This is a genomic window from Paenibacillus bovis, assembly GCF_001421015.2.
Taxonomy (GTDB): Bacteria; Bacillota; Bacilli; order Paenibacillales; family Paenibacillaceae; genus Saccharibacillus; species Saccharibacillus bovis.
The window spans coordinates 820,447-840,673 of record NZ_CP013023.1 but is presented as its reverse complement, the minus strand read 5'-3'; the positions used below and the strand labels follow the sequence as shown (position 1 = coordinate 840,673).

The 20,227-nt window shown below is 47.7% G+C and carries 17 protein-coding genes and 1 tRNA gene; 3 read left to right on the top strand and 15 right to left on the bottom strand.

Annotated features, from left to right (window positions below):
- Positions 1 to 323: 323 nt before the first annotated feature.
- The 6 genes from eno to AR543_RS03665 all read right to left on the bottom strand — a co-directional run bounded on the left by eno (position 324) and on the right by AR543_RS03665 (position 7,928).
- A complete protein-coding gene (eno, locus tag AR543_RS03690; RefSeq protein WP_046216259.1) occupies positions 324 to 1,628 on the bottom strand; it encodes a phosphopyruvate hydratase in 1,305 nt (434 codons plus the stop codon).
- Between the two features lie 287 nt (positions 1,629 to 1,915).
- The gene (gene gpmI / locus AR543_RS03685; protein WP_060531922.1) at positions 1,916 to 3,457 is read right to left on the bottom strand and encodes a 2,3-bisphosphoglycerate-independent phosphoglycerate mutase; all 1,542 of its coding nucleotides are present in this window, start codon (positions 3,455 to 3,457) and stop codon (positions 1,916 to 1,918) included.
- The gene (gene tpiA, locus AR543_RS03680; RefSeq protein ID WP_060531920.1) at positions 3,458 to 4,210 is read right to left on the bottom strand and encodes a triose-phosphate isomerase; all 753 of its coding nucleotides are present in this window, start codon (positions 4,208 to 4,210) and stop codon (positions 3,458 to 3,460) included. It lies immediately after the preceding gene.
- A 71-nt stretch (positions 4,211 to 4,281) separates the two neighbouring features.
- Positions 4,282 to 5,463, bottom strand: a complete 1,182-nt coding sequence (locus AR543_RS03675; RefSeq protein ID WP_060531919.1) for a phosphoglycerate kinase — start codon at positions 5,461 to 5,463, stop codon at positions 4,282 to 4,284.
- Positions 5,464 to 5,730: 267 nt separating this feature from the next.
- A complete protein-coding gene (gene gap / locus AR543_RS03670; protein ID WP_046228432.1) occupies positions 5,731 to 6,735 on the bottom strand; it encodes a type I glyceraldehyde-3-phosphate dehydrogenase in 1,005 nt (334 codons plus the stop codon).
- 164 nt (positions 6,736 to 6,899) lie between these two features.
- Positions 6,900 to 7,928 carry a sugar-binding transcriptional regulator gene (locus tag AR543_RS03665; RefSeq protein WP_060531917.1) on the bottom strand — a complete coding sequence of 343 codons (1,029 nt, stop codon included), beginning with the start codon at positions 7,926 to 7,928 and terminating at the stop codon, positions 6,900 to 6,902.
- 246 nt (positions 7,929 to 8,174) lie between these two features.
- Here AR543_RS03665 and AR543_RS03660 point away from each other — a divergent pair.
- Positions 8,175 to 8,249: transfer RNA gene (locus tag AR543_RS03660), tRNA-Arg, on the top strand.
- Positions 8,250 to 8,725: 476 nt separating this feature from the next.
- On the top strand, positions 8,726 to 9,322 hold the full coding sequence (gene clpP / locus AR543_RS03655) for an ATP-dependent Clp endopeptidase proteolytic subunit ClpP (protein WP_060531915.1): 597 nt from the start codon (positions 8,726 to 8,728) through the stop codon (positions 9,320 to 9,322).
- Between the two features lie 246 nt (positions 9,323 to 9,568).
- Here clpP and AR543_RS03650 read toward each other — a convergent pair whose 3' ends face one another.
- A complete protein-coding gene (locus AR543_RS03650; protein ID WP_158523925.1) occupies positions 9,569 to 10,741 on the bottom strand; it encodes a stalk domain-containing protein in 1,173 nt (390 codons plus the stop codon).
- Between the two features lie 293 nt (positions 10,742 to 11,034).
- Positions 11,035 to 11,793 carry an SIMPL domain-containing protein gene (locus AR543_RS03645; protein WP_060531911.1) on the bottom strand — a complete coding sequence of 253 codons (759 nt, stop codon included), beginning with the start codon at positions 11,791 to 11,793 and terminating at the stop codon, positions 11,035 to 11,037.
- A 315-nt stretch (positions 11,794 to 12,108) separates the two neighbouring features.
- Between AR543_RS03645 and AR543_RS03640 the strand changes: the two genes are divergently transcribed.
- Positions 12,109 to 12,576, top strand: a complete 468-nt coding sequence (locus AR543_RS03640; RefSeq protein ID WP_060531909.1) for a stalk domain-containing protein — start codon at positions 12,109 to 12,111, stop codon at positions 12,574 to 12,576.
- 113 nt (positions 12,577 to 12,689) lie between these two features.
- On the opposite strand, the gene AR543_RS03635 is transcribed toward AR543_RS03640, so the two are convergent.
- The 7 genes from AR543_RS03635 to AR543_RS03605 form a co-directional block, all read right to left on the bottom strand.
- Entirely contained in the window at positions 12,690 to 12,959 is a 270-nt protein-coding gene (locus tag AR543_RS03635; protein ID WP_017814879.1) for an HPr family phosphocarrier protein, read from the bottom strand.
- Positions 12,960 to 13,109: 150 nt separating this feature from the next.
- Positions 13,110 to 14,048 carry a DNA-binding protein WhiA gene (gene whiA / locus AR543_RS03630; RefSeq protein ID WP_026136354.1) on the bottom strand — a complete coding sequence of 313 codons (939 nt, stop codon included), beginning with the start codon at positions 14,046 to 14,048 and terminating at the stop codon, positions 13,110 to 13,112.
- Positions 14,049 to 14,053: 5 nt separating this feature from the next.
- Positions 14,054 to 15,046, bottom strand: coding sequence for a gluconeogenesis factor YvcK family protein (locus AR543_RS03625; RefSeq protein WP_060531907.1), 993 nt, complete (start codon positions 15,044 to 15,046; stop codon positions 14,054 to 14,056).
- 12 nt (positions 15,047 to 15,058) lie between these two features.
- The gene (gene rapZ / locus AR543_RS03620; RefSeq protein ID WP_060531905.1) at positions 15,059 to 15,952 is read right to left on the bottom strand and encodes an RNase adapter RapZ; all 894 of its coding nucleotides are present in this window, start codon (positions 15,950 to 15,952) and stop codon (positions 15,059 to 15,061) included.
- An 87-nt stretch (positions 15,953 to 16,039) separates the two neighbouring features.
- Complete coding sequence (locus AR543_RS03615; RefSeq protein ID WP_060531904.1) at positions 16,040 to 16,990, bottom strand: ROK family glucokinase; 951 nt, start codon at positions 16,988 to 16,990, stop codon at positions 16,040 to 16,042.
- A 403-nt stretch (positions 16,991 to 17,393) separates the two neighbouring features.
- Positions 17,394 to 18,347 (bottom strand): thioredoxin-disulfide reductase, encoded by a 954-nt coding sequence (gene trxB / locus AR543_RS03610; RefSeq protein ID WP_060531902.1) that lies wholly within the window; start codon positions 18,345 to 18,347, stop codon positions 17,394 to 17,396.
- A gap of 53 nt (positions 18,348 to 18,400) precedes the next feature.
- Entirely contained in the window at positions 18,401 to 20,107 is a 1,707-nt protein-coding gene (locus tag AR543_RS03605) for a tetratricopeptide repeat protein (RefSeq protein ID WP_060531899.1), read from the bottom strand.
- Between the last annotated feature and the right edge of the window lie 120 nt (positions 20,108 to 20,227).

The window sequence follows — 20,227 nt, the reverse complement described above, 5'->3', positions numbered from 1 at the left end:
CGCCGAACATCTATAAATGGTATAAAATCACGAATCATGTTATAGAAACAGCATTTATAGTTTAGCATAAATTCAAGTCGTATAGCAATGGTCTGGAGTCAGAACTCTCCTCATCGTCCTGTCATTGGACAATAAAAAAACCAGTCACCTGCATAGGCAGATGACTGGCGGATGTATGAGTATGCTGCTGCTTTTACGGCTAAGTAGCGGCCCAGACCGTTCGAGCGCAGCATAACTTATACATGTATTACATATAAACAGAGCCTAGGTGCAGTCATATCCGGCTGGTGTCAGCCGGAAAATGCTGCGATCAGAAGCAATAATTACTTCGTCAGACCTCTGTGCTCAGTCAGGTTGTAGAAAGATTTCAGGCCATCGTATTTCGCCAGTTCACCCAGTTGATCTTCGATACGAAGCAATTGGTTGTACTTCGCGATACGGTCTGTACGGGAAGGAGCACCTGTTTTGATTTGGCCAGCGTTAGTCGCTACAGCGATGTCAGCGATTGTGCTGTCTTCGGATTCACCGGAACGGTGAGAGATAACTGCTGTGTAACCAGCACGTTTCGCCATTTCGATTGCATCGAATGTTTCTGTCAGCGTACCGATTTGGTTAACTTTGATCAGGATGGAGTTACCGATGTTTTCTTCGATACCACGGCCCAGACGCTCAGTGTTTGTTACGAACAGATCGTCACCAACCAGTTGAACTTTCTCGCCCAGACGTTCGGTCAGCAGTTTCCAACCTTCCCAATCGTCTTCGGAGCAACCATCTTCAATGCTGATGATTGGGTATTTTTCTACCCATGAAGCCAGCAGGTCTACGAACTCAGCGGAAGTGTAAGATTTACCTTCGCCTGCCAGCTCGTATTTACCGTTTTTATAGAACTCAGTGGAAGCTACATCCATACCCAGGAATACGTCAACGCCTGGTTTGTAACCCGCTTTTTCGATAGCTTCAATGATAGAAGTCAGTGCTTCTTCATTGGAAGTGAAGTTAGGAGCGAAACCGCCCTCGTCACCTACAGCTGTGTTCAGGCCTTTGCTGCTCAGTACGGATTTCAGGTTGTGGAAGATTTCAGCACCTGTACGCAGAGCTTCTTTGAAGCTAGTAGCGCCAGCAGGGATAACCATGAACTCTTGTACGTCAACGTTGTTGTCCGCGTGCTCACCACCGTTGATGATGTTCATCATTGGTACTGGCAGTTGTTTTGCGTTGAATCCACCCAGGTAGATGTACAGTGGCAGGTCCAGAGCTTCTGCAGCAGCGCGTGCTACAGCCATGGATACTGCCAGGATTGCGTTAGCACCCAGTTTGCCTTTGTTCGGTGTTCCGTCCAGTTCGATCATTTTGCGGTCGATCAGCAGTTGATCTACAGCGTCCATGCCGATAACTTCTGGAGCGATAACTTCGTTTACGTTTTTAACAGCGTTCAGTACGCCTTTACCCAGGTAACGGGATTTGTCGCCATCGCGAAGCTCAACAGCTTCGTGAGCACCAGTGGATGCACCGGATGGTACGATTGCGCGGCCCATTACGCCGGATTCCAGATATACTTCTACTTCAACAGTCGGGTTACCACGGGAGTCAAGGACTTCGCGTGCGTATACGTCAGAAATAATAGTCATGAGTAAAAAGTCTCCTTTTTAGGTAAGTAATTTGGGATCTTGATGATCCTTGATTTATAAAATGAAGCCGAGAAACAGGCCCACTTCCTGCAAACCGGTCAGCAGGCGATATTTATCAGCGTCCATTACGGAAATACGGATTCATGACATGAGCTCGGCCATGATGTACAGAGACTTCCTCTCAGCCGCGAGTGATCAATTCACAGCTGGTCCCGTCTGCTAATCCTACATCGATGACACCTGCCATAAACGGTTGGTTCCAGATGGTACGTCAGATTGCCTATCGTTTACTTGCGGCTGGAAATGATAGACGTGCCTGTCATTTCTTCCGGCTTCGCGATTTGCAGCAGATCCAGAATCGTTGGAGCGATATCGCCCAGGATTCCACCTTCACGCAGTACTACGTTTTTGTCAGTGACGATAAATGGAACCGGGTTGGTCGTATGGGAAGTCTGAGGACGTCCATTCTCATCAATCTCGGTCTCGGCGTTACCATGGTCCGCTGTAATCAGCGCCACGCCGCCTTTAGCCAGAATCGCTTCCACGACACGGCCTACACATTCATCTGTTGTTTCTACCGCTTTGATTGTCGGCTCCAGCTTACCGGAGTGACCTACCATATCGGGATTGGCAAAGTTCAGGATGATAGCATCCTGTCTTTCCGCTTCGATCTCGGCGATACAAGCATCAGCCACTTCACGTGCACTCATCTCTGGCTGCAGATCATAAGTGGCTACTTTAGGAGAGTTAATCAGAATACGAGTCTCGCCTTCCAGTTCCACATCACGTCCGCCGCTAAAGAAGAAGGTTACGTGCGGGTATTTCTCTGTCTCGGCAATACGCAGCTGGGTTTTGCCGTTTTGTACCAGCACTTCACCCAGTGTGTTGTCGAGACTCTTCGGTCCGTAAGCTACATGTCCGCGAACGGTATCGCTGTATGTGGTGAGACATACATAATACAGATTCTTCGGATAGTCGCCACGCTCAAAGCTTGCGAATTCAGGCTGTGTGAACGCCTGGGACAGCTGGATCGCACGGTCAGGACGGAAGTTCAGGAAGATTACGGAATCTCCATCGCCTACAGTGCCTACCGGTTGTCCGTCTGCATCAACGATCACGGAAGGTTCTACGAATTCATCGTAAACTTCCTGAGCATACGAAGAAGTTACTACAGTCAGAGGATCTTTGAATTGAGGACCTTCACCGTAAGCAACCGCACGGAAAGCTTTTTCTACACGTTCCCACCGTTTGTCACGGTCCATCGCATAGTAACGTCCCTGTACGCTGGCAATTTTGCCAATGCCTACGCTGCTGATTTTCTCAGTCAGCTGTTCCATATATTTTTTACCGCTGTCCGGCGATACATCGCGTCCGTCCAGGAATACATGGATCAGTACATCTTCAAAGTTTTCTGCTTTTGCCATATCGAGTGTAGCGAACAGATGGTCAATATGACTGTGTACGCCACCATCGGACAGCAGTGTAAATACATGAAGTTTTTTGCCGCCGGATTTTGCATTTTCGAATGCACCCTTCAGCACTTCATTTTGGAAAAATTCTCCGTCACGGATCGACTTGGAGATGCGGGTCAAATCCTGATATACGATGCGGCCTGCACCGATATTCAGGTGACCTACTTCCGAGTTACCCATCTGCCCTTCCGGCAGACCTACCGCTTCACCGCAAGCAGTGAGTGTAGTGTGAGGATATTCCGTCATGTAACGATCGTAGTTCGGCTTTTTGGCCTGGGCAACACCGTTGCCTTCCATTTCTGCGCGAAGACCGAATCCGTCCATGATAATCAGAGCTACCGGTTTTGGTGCTGACATTTACTTCGCCCCCTCAACCAGCTGAATGTAAGAATCAGGCTGAAGACTGGCACCGCCGACGAGTGCACCGTCGATGTCGCTTTGTCCCATGTACTCCTTCACGTTCTCAGGCTTCACGCTGCCGCCGTATTGGATACGAACTGCGTTTGCCACTTCTTCGTTGTACAGATCTTTCACGACGCCGCGGATGTAAGAGATAACTTCATTCGCATCAGCAGAAGTGGAAGATTTGCCTGTTCCGATCGCCCAGATTGGCTCATAAGCGATAACGGTTGCTTTGGCTTGATCTGCGCTCAGACCAGCAAATGCACCTTCGGTTTGTACTTTACATACGTCTTTGGTTTGATCCGCTTCGCGCTCTTCGAGCTTCTCGCCCACGCACACGATAGGAGTCAGACCATGACGGAATGCTGCCTGTACTTTTTTGTTGACGATTTCGTCTGTCTCCGCAAAGTATTGACGACGCTCGGAGTGACCGATGATTACATAGTCCACACCCAGGTCTTTCAGCATTACGCCGCTGATTTCACCAGTGTACGCGCCGTTGTCTTCGAAATGAAGGTTTTGTGCGCCGATTTTGATGGAAGTGCCTTTTACAGCTTCAACCAGTGCAGGCAGGTTGGTAAATGGTGCGCAGATAACAGCTTCTACGCCCTCTACTTCTGCTTTGCCCTTGATGTCTTCGATGAATGCTTTGGCTTCCGGAACGGTTTTGAACATTTTCCAGTTGCCGGCAATGATTGGTGTTCTCACTGCTGGATCACTCCTTCTATTCCATACTTGCACGCCCTGCTTGCGGCATGCATATTGCCTCTATTGTAAACTTATTTATCGTTGAGTGCCACAACGCCTGGAAGCTCTTTACCTTCCATGAATTCCAGGGAAGCGCCGCCGCCTGTGGAAATATGGTTCATTTTATCAGCCAGGTGGAACTTCTCAGCTGCTGCTGCGGAGTCACCGCCACCGATTACAGTGTAAGCGTCAGTTGTTGCACAAGCTTCGGCTACTGCACGAGTACCATGGGAGAATGGTTCAATTTCGAACACGCCCATAGGTCCGTTCCATACAACCAGCTTGGAGTTTTTGATAACATCTGCATAGATTTCACGAGTTTTCGGTCCGATGTCGATACCTTCCCAATCTGCAGGAATGTCGCCAACTTCAACGATTTTCGTGTTTGCATCTGCACTGAAATCATCAGAGATTACGATATCTACCGGCAGGTAGAAGTTTTTGCCCAGGTTTTTCGCTTTTTCGATAAAGCCCAGAGCTACATCCAGTTTGCTTTCATCCAGCAGGGATTGGCCAACTTCATGACCCTGTGCTTTCATGAAAGTATAGGACAGACCGCCACCGATGATTACGTTGTCTGCCAGGTTCAGCAGGTTGTCGATTACATCGATTTTGTCTTTTACTTTGGAACCACCGATAATCGCTGTGAAAGGACGCTCCGGATTATTCAGTGCTTTACCCAGTACATCCAGTTCTTTCTCCATCAGCAGACCGGATACGGCCGGCAGGTGGTGAGCGATGCCTTCTGTAGAAGCATGTGCACGGTGAGCCGCGCCGAATGCATCATTGACGAACAGATCAGCCAGTTCAGCAAACGATTTTGCCAGTTCAGCATCATTTTTCTCTTCGCCAGGATAGAAACGCACGTTTTCAAGAACCAGTACGTCTCCTTCTTTCATGTCAGCGATTTTCGCTTTTACGTTATCGCCGATTGCTTCGTCAGCTTTGGCTACTGGTTTGCCCAGCAGTTCGGACAGACGTTCAGCCGGAGCTGTCAGACGCATGGATTCAACCACTTCACCTTTTGGACGTCCCAAGTGACTCGCCAGCAGAACTTTTGCACCTTTTTCGATCAGGTAGTTGATTGTTGGCAGTGTCTCGCGGATACGCTTGTCATCCGTGATTTTGCCATCTTCCATAGGTACGTTGAAATCTACACGTACAAATACCACTTTGCCAGCTACTTCTACATCACGCACACTTTTTTTATTCATCGTCGTTCCTCCATGTCCGTATTTTGAACAGATTATTCTGTGCTGCGCAGCCTTCCAAATGCCAGACCGAAATGATTTTCCCGGGATCATCTCTGCTGTATTCTTGCGCTTCGGCAGTCCAGTTCCAATCTATTCATAGTAAAATCAGGAACAGCTTATTGCCAACAGCCAACAGCATCTGCCAGATGTTAACTTAGAAAAAGCGGAAACAAATGAGATCTGTTTCCGCTTTATGGAATTAATATTTATTCCAGCTGCTGCTTCGTATTAGGCTTTGTTTGCAAAGTACTCCAAAGTACGAACCAGTTGAGCTGTGTAGGACATTTCGTTGTCGTACCAAGCTACAGTTTTAACCAGTTGCTTGTCGCCAACTGTCAGAACGCGAGTTTGAGTCGCATCGAACAGGGAACCGAAAGTCATACCTTTGATGTCGGAAGATACGATTTCATCTTCAGTGTAGCCATAAGTTTCCGGATCGGAAGCTTCTTTCATAGCTGCGTTGATTTCTTCAACTGTTACGGATTTCTCCAGAACAGTTACCAGCTCAGTCAGGGAACCAGTAGCTACAGGCACACGTTGTGCTCCGCCGTCCAGTTTACCTTTCAGTTCTGGGATAACCAGACCGATTGCTTTAGCAGCACCAGTTGTGTTAGGAATGATGTTTTCAGCCGCTGCACGAGCACGACGGAAGTCACCTTTGGAGTGTGGAGCATCCAGCGTGTTTTGGTCGCCAGTGTAAGCGTGGATTGTAGTCATCAGACCTTCAACAACGCCGAATTTGTCTTGCAGCGTTTTTGCCATAGGTGCCAGGCAGTTTGTTGTGCAAGATGCGCCGGAGATAACTGTTTCAGTACCATCCAGGATTTCGTGGTTTACGTTGTAAACGATTGTTTTCATTTCGCCAGTTGCTGGAGCGGAGATAACAACACGCTTAGCGCCTGCTTTCAGGTGAAGCTCAGCTTTTTCTTTTGTTGTGAAGAAGCCTGTGCACTCCAGTACGATGTCTACGCCAAGCTCGCCCCAAGGCAGTTCTTCAGGGTTACGGTTAGCCAGAACTTTAACTTCTTTGCCGTTTACTTTGAAGAAACCATCGTGTACTTCAACTTCGCCGTTGAATTTACCTTGAGTAGTATCATATTTCAAAAGATGTGCCAGCATTTTAGCGTCTGTCAGATCGTTGATTGCTACCACTTCGATACCTGCTACATCTTGAATACGACGGAAAGCCAGACGTCCGATACGTCCAAAACCGTTAATACCAACTTTAACCATGAGTTAATTCCTCCTAGAAATAAGTTTATGATTTATTCAATCAAGACATGACCCTCTCGAGCCTGTCAAGACAACGATAATAAGATGAAGCTTGTGTGCCTGCTGCCAGTGATGCATGCCGTGACACCGTCACAAGCATAACATTGATTGATACAAGGAAACCACTATAGCTCTTTGACGATCTCTCTGGCAGCGGCTTCGTCGAGGACCAGGATATCTTCCTGTCCAAATTTAAGTACAGCATGGATAGATTTGGCTTTGCTGCGTCCGCCCGCTATTCCAATAACGACTTCGGCGTTTGCAATATCCTCCAGCTGAAGTCCAAGGGTCAGCATATGATGCACCGTCTGACCATCTTCATTGAAATAATGACCGAATGATTCGGCTACGGCTCCAGCATTGCGGATTTCCTCTACCGTCTGTGGATCCAGTCTCCGGCGCCGTACCATCTCCATCGCATCACCGATACCATGAATAATGATTCTCGCACGCCGGATAAAATCGACAATCTCACGGACATTCTGATCCTGATACAGCAGCTCGTAAGCATCTCTGCGCAGCAGATCGGGCACATGCAGCAGCCGGTACTGCGCGCCTACGCGCTTAGCCATGGTCGAAACGATGGAGTTAGCCTGATACTCCATGTTCTCACCGAGTCCGCCTCTTGCCGGTACGAACCAGGCATCCTTTAGAGGTGCCGGAAAGGTTGGGCTAAGCTGCTCTGCCACTTCGGCAAGCGTAAAGCCGCCGGTTACAGCTACGATATCATTTTCGCGAATCACACTGAGCAGAGCTTTGGCACCAGCTCTGCCAAGATTCTGCTTGGTGCTGGCTGATGTGTCACTGTCTCCAGGTACAATAACAACCTGTCTTAGTCCATACACATCACGAATGCGATCTTCCAATACGGACAATCCGAGCAACTCTTCCATAATAGGCTCAAGTTCCTCCAGCAGCTCCCTGCCTGCTTCGCTGATGCGCATCCCTGTACTCTCAATCTCAAGAAGTCCCTGAGCCTTGAGCAGGTCTGTCTCAGCCCGCAGTACCCGCTCTGTCATATTGAGGGAAACGGCAAGCGATCTTCGCCCGACAATTCCGGTCAGCATGACCTGATGTAAAATGGCATATCTTTTCTTCAATACATCGGTGAGATCGGGCAGAAGCTGCTGTTGTATTTCAAGTAATTTTCGCATGCTTTCCACTCCTGCAACTTGTCTCGCTCAGTGTAATTGGATACCCAGTAAATCAGGCTGTGTGTAATGGACTCAAAATGTCCCGGCATAACTTTTTAAGTCCCACGTCTATATTAACCAATTTCCATGCCAGAATCAAGTCTTTGCGACAACTAATTATGGAAGGTGCACGTTATAATTATTATGGAAGCGCTGCTTGCTTTTTGACTTTATTTCATCTATACTAATTCTTGCTGTTGCTTATATGCGCCCGTGGTCCAATGGATATGACGTAGGCCTCCGAAGCCTGAGATCCAAGTTCGATTCTTGGCGGGCGCGCCATTTTACTTCTTGAGCAGCAGAGGCTCAGAGCTTGATCGTAGCACGTATATATTATCGCATGATTAATTACATAATCTTTTCTTCGACGAAATAGTAATGACGTAACCAGCCCAGGCTGGTTATTTTTGTATCTGCATATAATCGTATTCATATAGTAGCAATTATATATACGCGGTCAGATCTGTATTCCAAGATGAGACTTATCGTGTCCGTGATTAAAGTTCCATTCGTGATTAAAGCTCCGTTTTAGAGACGGGACATATTGTGTCCATAGAGAACAGCAAATGTTCCTCTTCATCATTAACCCATTTTTTAGAAATTCAGGCAGTTTTGCAAGCAATAGTTTGACTATCTTTGACTTTTAGTTTGAATTATCCTATAATGTGGTAAGAACAATTGAGTTCCTGATATTGTTTGAAGTAATGATCCACTATATAATCACACTTATTATGATTGTAATCTAAGGAGGGTTTCTAGTGAGTTATATCCCAATGGTCGTTGAACAGAGCAGCCGTGGTGAACGTGCGTATGATATTTACTCCCGTCTGCTGAAAGACCGTATCATTTTCCTTGGTTCCGAAGTCAATGATGTGGTAGCCAATGCAATTATTGCACAGATGCTGTTCCTGGAAGCCGAAGACCCTGAGAAAGATATTCACCTTTACATTAACAGCCCGGGCGGTTCCATTACTGCAGGTATGGCTATTTACGATACAATGCAATTTATCAAAGCCGATGTATCTACGATCTGCGTAGGTATGGCTGCCAGCATGGGCGCGTTCCTGCTGAATGCAGGTGCCAAAGGCAAGCGTTTTGCGCTGCCGAACAGTGAAGTTATGATTCACCAACCACTGGGTGGTGCTCAAGGTCAGGCGACAGATATCGAAATCCGTGCACGTCGCATCCTCAAAATGCGCGACAAGCTGAACAAAATCCTGGCTGAACGTACAGGCCAGCCGCTGGAACGTATCGAAAAAGATACCGATCGTGACTATTTCATGACTGCTGCAGATGCACAGGAATACGGTCTGATCGACAAAGTTATCGAAAAAACACCTCCGCAAGGAGTATAAGCCGGCAACTGCCAGCCTATCCAAACACCTCCAGACTAATGTCTGGAGGTGTTTTTGTTCTGCTGTTAGTCGTTGCTTCTCATTATGCTATTATCTATACGATTTTGGATTCCCCCTTTCCTACTCTGCCGAAAAAGAAATATATAATAAAAAGAACCTGTTCAGCATCGTACGATCACGATGGAACAGGTTCTTCGGATATTTCTAGCTAATAGCCAAATTCTATATGGCCTTGTTTAAAATAAATCAGGATTGATAAGCAGACAGTGGGTTAGTACCCGATTTCAGCAGCTGACTGAAAGTAAAGTCTATTTTCGGATTGCCTGCTGCTCCCGGAGCAATATCATACTTCTGGAAGAAAATCGTGAATCCGCTATCTGTCAGATAGTAATTCTCCAGGTATTTGCTGGAGTTTTTGCTGAGATCGTTGAACTGCTCCAGAGATAATCCCTCGGTATCTGCGTTTTTCTTGATATGTGTCTGGATCAGCTTTTTGATATCCTGGCTGTAGTTGCTGTTGGACTTGAGCAGATCAGACAGCTGAATAGCTTTGCCGTCTTTCAGCGAGAAAGTCATGCTGGTCAGGATATCATCGCCATGTGCTCCGCCCAGATATTGATAATCAGTCAGCAGGAAGCTGATAACCCCATTACGGTTGTAAGTAACTTTGTAGCCGCCATCAATTTCGTAAGTAATATCTTTGTTAACAGGTGCTCCGGCTTCTTTGACCTGTTTTTGCATGGTAGTCACGAACTGATCAAAATGTGCTTTGAGAGCTTTATTGATCTTGGTCTGCGCAGCTTCATTTTCCAGACCGGATACAACTGGATATACAATATTAACGTTAGTGTATTTATTTTGAATAGAAGATTCTAGTTTGCTGCCTGTCACTTCTACATCATTCATGCCTGCAGCTGTTACATTGACAGTACGTGTGGCATTATTCCACAGCGCACGATAGCCAAACGGCTCGGTTACTGCCTTGATGGCTACATACGTTGTTCCTTTGACTACGCTGGCATCATAGCTGTCACCAACGGCACTGCCATTCAGACGTACAAATACCATATCTTTCTGATTAAGGTCGTAGCTGACTTTATTTTTACCTTTAGTAATAGTTGCTGTGCGTTCTTTGGCATTGTAGGTTACTGTAGCACCCACTGTTTTTGCTATGTCTTTGAGAGGAAGCAGCGTGCTGCCGGATTTGCTCAGTATTCCCTTGGCAGAGATTGCTTTCCCTTCCACTTGTACATTGATTGCAGATTTGGCAGATGAAGAAGTGCTGGCTGCATAGGCAGATGATTGTACCAAAGGCAGCGTTGCTGCTGTACCTGCTGCCGTCAGGCTGGTCGCAAGTACGATTGCTGATAGTTTTTTGAGATAGGTTGTGTTTTTGATATTCTGGTGCTGGTTCATCATTGATCTCTCCTTCAAATAAGTCAGTTGCAACATTATTCAGTATAGCGATAACTCTGCTTCTTGAATTTACAAAGAACTTAACAAGGATTTACAACATAGTCATGCTCTATGAATCAAAAGTAATAAAAGTGTAAACAAACTTTCCTGCCAGCGTGAAACATAGAACCGACAGGAAAGTTTCTATTTTTGGCATATCGCCGGTTTAATAAACTTCCGTTATACTGAAACGATGAGAAGGTTATCCCGTATAATAGTTACAATACTGACGATTTTACCCTATTGTCATCTCCAGCTTACTTCATAGCATATTGGACGTTAAGACTAATATTTAACTCTACCATCCCCGGTTCAATCTCGGTTGATTTATCTGCACGTGCAGATTCCATCGCCGCACTCTGAGATACGTATACCGGTGGAGCCTCGACACCTGCTTCACTTACGGACACCAGATCTCCCAGGGTGCGATTTGCTGCTTTGGCGATCGAGCCTGCTTTGGCTGCTGCGTCTGCCATCGCTTTTTGGATCACCTGATCTTCGTAGGTTTTGGTATTCTCCACATTAAAGCTTACAGAACCTACATTGTTGGCACCGGCTGCTGAAGCTGCATCCAGCAGTGCACCTATTTTATCCATATTGCGATAGGTCACCTGCAGCGTATGATATGCTGTATAGCCTGTAACTTTTTGCTGATCCTTTTCGTTATAACTATAGTTCGGCTGTACATAAAATTGCACACTCTCGATATCCTTGTCTGTAATGGACCATTTGTTTTTCAACAAATTGTTCAGCTTGCTCATTTTCTGGGCATTAGCAGCCTGTGCTTTGGAAGCTGTAGCAGCCGTTGTCTGTACACCTACCGAGAGATAAGCAACATCCGGCTTAACGGATAACTTGCCATTGCCGCTAACATTGATCGTACCTGCCATTGCCGTCATGGATGCGGTCTCCGCAGCATATGCTGTAGATGCTCCCGGCAGACTTACGCCCATACCTACACTTGTGAATACGGCTCCAGCCAACAGCAGTGAAGCCATATAGTGATTTTTTTTCATAAATATTCACCCTTTCCTAGTTCTACTTACTAAACGAATGTTTTGAAACGAATGTTGCATTGGGTAAAGAATAGAAGAAAGCTTGGTGACTGGTACAACGATTAATACATGTAAGGAAAGCGGATTGAACTGCTCGTTAACGCTTTCTTTATGTATACGACTTTTGCAGTTGGCAAAGAAGTAGAAAGGGATACAGCTTCATCGTGACAATTGCTGTTATTTTACTTATAATCTCATATAATCCCATCCTCGAAATCCCTCATAATGACAAGGGTTTTAGGAGATAGGGATCATCAGAAAGAGGGGAGAGTCACCATGTTTAAAAACAAGTTTCGACGGAATTCCATTTTGCTGCTGGCAGGCATCCTGGTGCTGGGCACTCTGATTCAGCCTGTTATCGCATCTGCTGCCGCACCACCGCGTCAGGTGAAGCTGGAATGGAATGGCACACGCCTTCCGGAGAACGGATTATTGATTAATGGCAATACCATGATTCCGGTGGTACTCCTGCGTGATTCACTCGGAGTCACCCTGCGGTACGAACCCGCCGTTAAAACATATACACTGCTGCAAAATGATGACCAACTGGATATGGTGATGACTGCTTCCGGCGTTACCATGCGATTGAATAATCATCAATGGAATGGACCAAGTGCCCAGGTGGTAAACGGACGGATGTATATTCCATTTACGGTACTGCGTGATGGATTTGGCTATCAAAGCTCATGGAATGCGGTACAGCTCAAATTGAACTTTGCCAAAAAAGGAGTCTTTTTCGAATAAACTTGCTGGCTGGGAGGCAGCGGCCGGCTGCATAAGATCCTCCTGCCGAACATACCAAAAAACCGCCACAGTATTCTGTGACGGCTTGACCTCTCATCCTGGGATGAGGGGTTTTATTGGTTTTCCAGTTCTTCTTTGCTGACCAATCCGACTAAAGCGTTTACAGCTGATTCTGCATCCGCACCCTCTGCACTGATGTAAACTTCAGTACCCGAGCTGATCGCCAGACTCATGATTCCCATGATACTTTTGGCATTTACTTTTTTATCGTCTTTTTCCACGAAAATTTCCGCGGAGTATTTATTCGCTTCCTGTACAAACAATGCTGCAGGTCGTGCGTGTAATCCCGTTTTCAGACGAACCACTACCGGGTGTTTTATCATGTGATTATTACCCCCTATAATACATATTCATTACGATTTATTTGTTCACTACACTGAAGCCCATTTTATGAACACTGTATACATCATACTACATTATTATAACATGCGCTTTAGCAGAAAAAAATAAAGCTTACCTGGTCGGTACAAATTTTAGACCAGGTGCTCATTGCGTACCCTGTCAGCCAGCTCGTCGATTTTGCGAAGCCGGTGATTGACCCCCGATTTGCTGACGCCGCCCTTGAGCATTTCGCCAACTTCCTTGAGGTTCATATCGGGATGGGCCAGACGAATCTCTGCTACTTCACGCAGCTTGTCCGGCAGCTGTTCCAGTCCCAGATGACGCTGGATCAGACGGATATTATCGATCTGGCGCACTGCAGCGCCGATCGTTTTGTTCAGATTGGCGGTCTCGCAGTTGACGATCCGATTCACGGAGTTACGCATATCCCGCATAATTCGGACATCCTCAAACTTGAACAGCGCCTGATGTGCACCAATGATGCTGAGGAACTCGATAATTTTCTCGCCCTCTTTGATATATAAAATAAAGCCTTTTTTACGCTCGATACAGCGCGCATTCAGCTCGAATTCATTCGCCAGATCAACCAGGGCCTGACACTGCTCCTCATACATCGAAGCAATTTCCAGATGATACGATGATCCTTCCGGATTGTTAACCGACCCTCCAGCCATAAAAGCGCCACGCAGATAAGCCCGTTTACAGCAAGTTTTGCTAACCATATCCTTGTTGATACCCGGGGTAAACATAAAACCTTCCGAGACGATTGTGAGCTTGCTCAGAATCGCCTGAACACCGGCAGGGATACGAACGATATATACGTTATTCTTTTTGAGCCGCATTTTTTTGCGCACAAGAAGCTCGGTATGCACAGCAAAATGCTTTTTGATCAGGGAATAAATCCGTCTTGCGATTGCGGCATTTTCGGTGGAAATATCCAGTATCACTTTTTTATTGGATACCTGGACCGATCCGTTCATCCGGATCAGCGCCGCCAGCTCCGCCAATTCACAGCAGTCGTCGGCTTCAACCATCGTTAGTTCCTTTTTCGTTTGCGCCGCAAATGACAATGGACTCACCCTTTCGCTAAAATATGTTTCTTCACCTGCTCATAAATATGATGGCTCAGCTGTTCTGCATCATGACGCAGATAGGTGCCATACATGACCAGTTTATCCGCAATAATTTTGTATCCCATACTTTCAACCTTGTCGGCATCCAGCTTGACCGGCTTGGCGCCTTTTTCGGCATAGCGATTTTGCACTTTGACCGGAATTGGCTCGTTGTTGACGAGTACATAGTCGAACAACCGGTGGCCGACATGCTCATAGATCGCTTCCAGATGATCACTGACCGTGTAGTTATCCGTCTCTCCCGGCTGGGTCATGACATTGCAGACGAATAATCGAGGAGCCCGCGAGGTCAGAATCGCCTCTACCAGCTTGGGCACGAGCAGATTCGGCAGCAGGCTGGTATACAGACTGCCCGGACCGATCAGAATAGCGTCAGCCTCCTGAATCGCACGTACTGCCTCTGGCAACGGCTCCACGTGGTCCGGTTCAAGAAAAATACGTTTGATCCGCTTGCCCGCTTCGGGGATCTTCGATTCCCCGGTGACAATCGTTCCGTCTTCCATCTCCGCATGCAGGATGACGGCCTGCTCGGCTGCCGGCAGAACCGCGCCTCTGACCGCAAATACACGGCTCAGTTCCCGCACTGCCGTAACAAAGTCTCCAGATATATCTGTCATTGCCGCGAGGATCAGATTACCGAGACTGTGACCAGCCAATCCTTCTCCTTTTTGAAACCGGTACTTGAGCATTTCCGACATCAGCGGCTCCACATCCGCCAGCGCAGTGAGCACGTTGCGTATATCTCCCGGCGGCGGCATCTTCAGCTCATCTCTCAGAATACCGGAGCTTCCTCCATCATCCGCTACGGTTACGATAGCGGTTATGTCGATCGGCTTCTCTTTGAGACCTCTGAGCATAACGGACAGACCGGTACCGCCCCCCATAACTACAATACGGGGACGAAGCACCGGCAGGCCCGGTTGTGAAATTGACATATGTTCCACTCCTTAATGCCGATCACGATCAGCATCACGATGACTGACACGAACGGTTTCTGTCTCACTCGCTCCCAGCATACGGCCGAGATATTCGGAAATGGCTACAGAGCGATGTTTGCCCCCTGTACAGCCGATACCGATAATAACCTGGCTTTTGCCCTCATTGCGATATTGAGGAATGAGAAAATGCAGCATATCCAGCAGTTTGGTCAGAAACGCCTGGGTCTCCGGCCATTTCATTACGTATTCATACACGTCACTGTCCTGACCGGTATGCGGCCTCAGATGGTCCACATAGTGAGGGTTGGGCAGAAAACGAACATCAAAAATCAGATCTGCATCGATAGGAATACCATATTTAAATCCGAATGAAGTGACATTGACCGATAACCGGTTGCTCTCCAGATGAGAGAAACGGGAAATAATTTTCTCTTTGAGTTTGGCAGGCTTGCTGGTACTCGTATCGATCACCTGGGTCGCCGAGGTTTTCAGCTCATCCAGCATTTTGCGTTCCAGACGAATACCGTCCAGCGGCATGCCATCCGGTGCAAGCGGGTGCCGGCGCCGACTTTCCTTGTAGCGCTGAACCAGTACAGCATCACTGGCATCCAGGAACAGAATCTCCGTATGGATTGTATAATGATTTTTCATGTAGCTCAGGGACTCGGAAAGGGCAGGGAAAAATTCACGACCACGCAGGTCGATTACGAGTGCCACTTTGCCGATTTTACCGTTCGACTGTTCGATCAGCTCGGCAAATTTGGGAATTAGAACGGGCGGCAGATTGTCCACACAGAAAAAGCCAAGATCCTCCAGGCTTTGTACTGCAATGGTCTTGCCCGCACCGGACATTCCTGTAATGATAACCATGGTTGATGTCGATGAATTTTCAGTATTGCTCATTCGTAAGTCCCCTCCCTGTTTAGATACTGTTCTCCGATTCGTTCACACTACTGCAAAATGGCATATATCAAATAGTCAGGATACGGTTTAGCGCAGCAGCAGACCTGCGGCGCCTACGATACCTGCATCATTGCCCAGCTTGGCAGGAATAATCTCTACGCCCTGCTGCAGCGGCGCAGGTGTACATTCCATAAATACTTCGCGGATCTTGCTGAACAGAATGTCTCCGGCTTTGGAGACGCCTCCACCTACAATAAAACGCTCCGGATTCAGTGTCGCTGCTACGGATGCCATCGATTTGCCCAGATAAAAGGCTGCACGGTTGACGATCCGGATGCTCACTTCATCACCAGCTTTGGCTGCATCAAAAATATCCTTGGCTGTAATCTTGCTTTCGATCATAGAAAGGCTGGTAGCATCGCCGCGCTCTACCGCTTCTACTGCCATACGGATAATGCCCGTAGCAGAAGATACCGTCTCCAGACAGCCCATTTTGCCGCAGCCGCACTGAATAGCTTCTAGATCAGGTACGACAGAGATATGGCCAATTTCGCCAGCGAGTCCGGCAAAGCCCTGATAGATTTTGCCGTTAATAATAATACCGCCGCCTACACCCGTACCGAGTGTATAGCAGACGCAATCGGTTACACCTTTGCCCGCACCGCTCCAGGCTTCGCCCAGGGCAGCTACATTGGCATCGTTATCGATAACGATCGTTTTACCGATACGTTCTTCCAGGATCGCGCGGATCGGTACATTGCGGAAACCAATATTCGGCGCCAGCAGGATTACACCGGCACGCAGATCCGTAAATCCGGCTACACCCGCTCCTACTCCAACCAGCTGGTCCCAGGTATAAGGTGATTGCTCCACAATAAGACGTACATACTTCTCGATATTTTCGATTACTGCATCGGTTCCTTTTTCCTTTTCGGTAGGTCCCTCGTACGTATGAAGCAGTTCACCTTCCTGGTTGCAAATCCCAACCTTGATTGCAGTACCGCCAAGATCGACGCCGACATAAATTTTCTCAGACATATGACCGATCCACCTTTTCTACTCGAAATTTAATATATATCGATACGCACTTTCTCTGCATCGTCTCATCCGCATCCATTGTAGTGAATTATTCAGACCGGTATACATGAATGAGCAGAATCATGACGCTCCACTCCTATTGTATCACTTCCACTGCTGCAAAGATTGGACAAAATGCGATTATACACTAATTTATAGTACGGAAATGCACTGTTCTTCTTGTAAAAAAGCGATATGATACCGTGCTCGCTCCCTTGGGGAGAAGCCCTGTTTCAACACAAACGTTCGTATCCAACTATAAGCGAATGGACTGATCAGGTCAAGCGGTACCCGCGGGTCTGTTGTCTTGAACCTGTCCGCTAAAAAAGGAGCCGTAACGGCTCCCTTTCTACTTCTATATCTATTACTTGTCGAGCGCTTCGCTCCAGTCGTGGATCATATGACCTTCCAGATATTTCTCACAGTCCATGGCAGCCATACAGCCACTTCCTGCTGCTGTAATCGCCTGACGATAACGTGTATCCTGCACATCTCCGCAAGCGAATACGCCCGGAATATTGGTTTCTGTTGTACCCGGCGTTACCAGTACATAGCCGTGGCCATCCAGATGCACATGATCTTTGAGGAAATCGGTATTCGGTGTATGGCCGATCGCCACGAATACACCATCCGCTTCGATCAGTTCTTCCTGACCGGTCTCATTATTCAGCACTTTCAGTCCTTTGACACCCATATCACCAGCTACGACTTCAACCGGCTTGCGGTTTAGTGCCCAGCTGATTTTTGGATTATCTTTGGCACGATCCTGCATGATTTTGGAAGCGCGCAGCTCTTCACGGCGATTCACTACAGTTACATCTGTAGCAAAACGGGTCAGGAAACTTGCTTCTTCCATCGCGGAATCGCCGCCACCGACCACGATAATCTTTTTGTTACGGAAAAAGAAGCCGTCGCAGGTCGCGCATGTACTTACGCCGCGTCCCACATTGTCCTGCTCACCCGGAATTCCCAGGTAACGGGCAGAAGCACCGGTAGAAATAATCACGCTTTCCGCTTCCAGTTCTCCCATGCCTTCGACTTTAATTTTGAACGGACGCTGGGAAAAGTCGACCTGTTCTACCCAGCCAGACTTGAACTCCGCTCCAAAGCGCTCGGCCTGCTTGCGCATATTATCCATCAGTTCCGGTCCCATAATACCTTCAGGGAAGCCCGGGAAGTTCTCGATTTCGGTAGTTGTGGTCAGCTGACCACCCGGCTGCAGTCCTTCGATAATCAGCGGCTGCATATTTGCACGCGCCAGATAGATTGCTGCCGTAAGGCCCGCAGGCCCGGTTCCGATAATAATTGATTTGTACATACTCCCAACTACCTCCTTGTAATGAATGAACACCTGTCCATCACAGCTGTCATTTATGATCCCTGCGTACTCTTTGCCTGCGCATAGCGTACTTTTTGCTGTACATTGCATACCCTGCTGATCCGGCGGGCGTATCTGCTAATAATGGATACAGATACGCCATAACGCTGGGCCACCTCATCATATGTGAGTGGGAGACGATGTATGCGGGCTACCAGATACTCCAGCGCCGCTGCCCAGCCTTCCGGATGATGCAGCAGCGGGAGTTCGGGATAGACCCTTTTTATAAATTCAATCCATAGTGCTTCCACATCACGATTGAATCCGGAGTCATACCGTTTATGCGGCTGTACGGTCACTTGCTCAATAATCTGCTGCCAGCGTTCATCCCAGAGCGGCAGACTCATGCGCGCCGTCTCAATATCGTCGATCAACTCATCCGGCGAGAGAGACTGGTTGGCAGCCCACTGCCGCAGCAGACGTTCTGCCGCATGTTGCAGCTCTTCGGAAATTAACGGGCGGTTCACATACTGTCGCAGCACCGTATGTACTTCATGATTTCCATCGAGCACATAGGACTGGAGCGCATGCAGCTGCTCGTTCTCGCTGCCATGACGCAGAATATGCAGAAATTGTGCTGCATCCGACTCTAATGATTGGCTGCCTGGCTGCTCTCTGGTATAGAAGTACGACATCTTTTGTACTCCATACCGATAGGAAGGTGTCATTTCTCCCTGACGCAGTTCGTGCAGATGGGCCAGGTAAAATGCAGGTACCTCAGCATCTGGTTCAAAACGCAAAATACGCTTCCACAGCTTCTCTGCTTCATCATATTTACCCATATAACATGCTGCTGCCGCTGTATAATGATACATTTCCCAATGATTCATCAAATCATCATGTCGCAGCAGCCTTCGAAAATGATAATAAGCATACTGGTGTTCACCCAGCATAGCCATCGTCGTTGCCAGCTTGAGCTGATGCTCCTGATGCAGCGGTGTTACCCGGCGCAGCTGCTCCAGCTGATGCTCCAGGGCAGGATCTTCATCATAATGACTCAGAATAGCCTGATTGCACAGCGCATGCAGATTGCTCGGATCGTACTTCAGCACTTCGCCGACCTGTTCGGCAGCCAGCTCCAGCATTCCCTGCTGATAGTAGGCGACAGCCAGATTATTGCGTGCTGCCGACAGATCCGGCTGTTCGTGAATAAGCTGCCGGAGCAGCGTACAGGCCGCTTCCACTTCGCCCTGCTCCAGCAGCTCGCGCGCTTGATCCTGACGGTCCATTTCGGGAGCCGCCGCAGCGGGAGCAGGGCTGCTGCCGGACGGACGCTTCATTTCATGACGGATCAGATCCATCATTTCTTCGGCTTCACTGGCAAACTGTCCGTAGCGATCCTGCTCTAGATAAATGAGCAGCTCCTGCTCGGCCTGTTCAAACTGCTCCATATTGGCATAGTTATTTGCTTTATAAAAATGACACTCGACCATCAAAGGGTCCACGGTGTCCATAATAGTCTGCAGCACCTGATTGGAAGCTTCATACTTGCCCATCTCCGATAATATGCCTGCCATATTGCAATGATTCACAGGATTATCAGGCTCGTACTCCACAGCCTTTTCAAAATATTTCAATGCCTTGTCGTAACGATAATGGTCTAATGAGCGAACGGCCCTTTCAAAAAAGAAGTTCGCATCCAGCTTAAGCGTAATGACTTTTCGTTCGGTATCTTCGACTTTTCGCTTGTATTCATTCACCGGACCAAGGCACCTCCTTTATTACTTTCCACCTACAAAAATATAGTTATCGACGAAAAACATCATCCAACAGTATATCATATCCTGCGCTTCTGCTAAAGCCACATCCTAAAATGCCGC

Excerpts from the sequence above, each read along its gene's own strand:
- eno (WP_046216259.1), bottom strand. The coding sequence starts at position 1,628 with ATGACTATTATTTCTGACGTATACGCACGCGAAGTCCTTGACTCCCGT.
- gpmI (WP_060531922.1), bottom strand. The coding sequence starts at position 3,457 with ATGTCAGCACCAAAACCGGTAGCTCTGATTATCATGGACGGATTCGGT.
- AR543_RS03675 (WP_060531919.1), bottom strand. The coding sequence starts at position 5,463 with ATGAATAAAAAAAGTGTGCGTGATGTAGAAGTAGCTGGCAAAGTGGTA.
- gap (WP_046228432.1), bottom strand. The coding sequence starts at position 6,735 with ATGGTTAAAGTTGGTATTAACGGTTTTGGACGTATCGGACGTCTGGCT.
- AR543_RS03665 (WP_060531917.1), bottom strand. The coding sequence starts at position 7,928 with ATGCGAAAATTACTTGAAATACAACAGCAGCTTCTGCCCGATCTCACC.
- AR543_RS03650 (WP_158523925.1), bottom strand. The coding sequence starts at position 10,741 with ATGATGAACCAGCACCAGAATATCAAAAACACAACCTATCTCAAAAAA.
- AR543_RS03645 (WP_060531911.1), bottom strand. The coding sequence starts at position 11,793 with ATGAAAAAAAATCACTATATGGCTTCACTGCTGTTGGCTGGAGCCGTA.
- AR543_RS03640 (WP_060531909.1), top strand. The coding sequence starts at position 12,109 with ATGTTTAAAAACAAGTTTCGACGGAATTCCATTTTGCTGCTGGCAGGC.
- AR543_RS03635 (WP_017814879.1), bottom strand. The coding sequence starts at position 12,959 with ATGATAAAACACCCGGTAGTGGTTCGTCTGAAAACGGGATTACACGCA.
- AR543_RS03625 (WP_060531907.1), bottom strand. The coding sequence starts at position 15,046 with ATGTCAATTTCACAACCGGGCCTGCCGGTGCTTCGTCCCCGTATTGTA.
- rapZ (WP_060531905.1), bottom strand. The coding sequence starts at position 15,952 with ATGAGCAATACTGAAAATTCATCGACATCAACCATGGTTATCATTACA.
- AR543_RS03615 (WP_060531904.1), bottom strand. The coding sequence starts at position 16,990 with ATGTCTGAGAAAATTTATGTCGGCGTCGATCTTGGCGGTACTGCAATC.
- trxB (WP_060531902.1), bottom strand. The coding sequence starts at position 18,347 with ATGTACAAATCAATTATTATCGGAACCGGGCCTGCGGGCCTTACGGCA.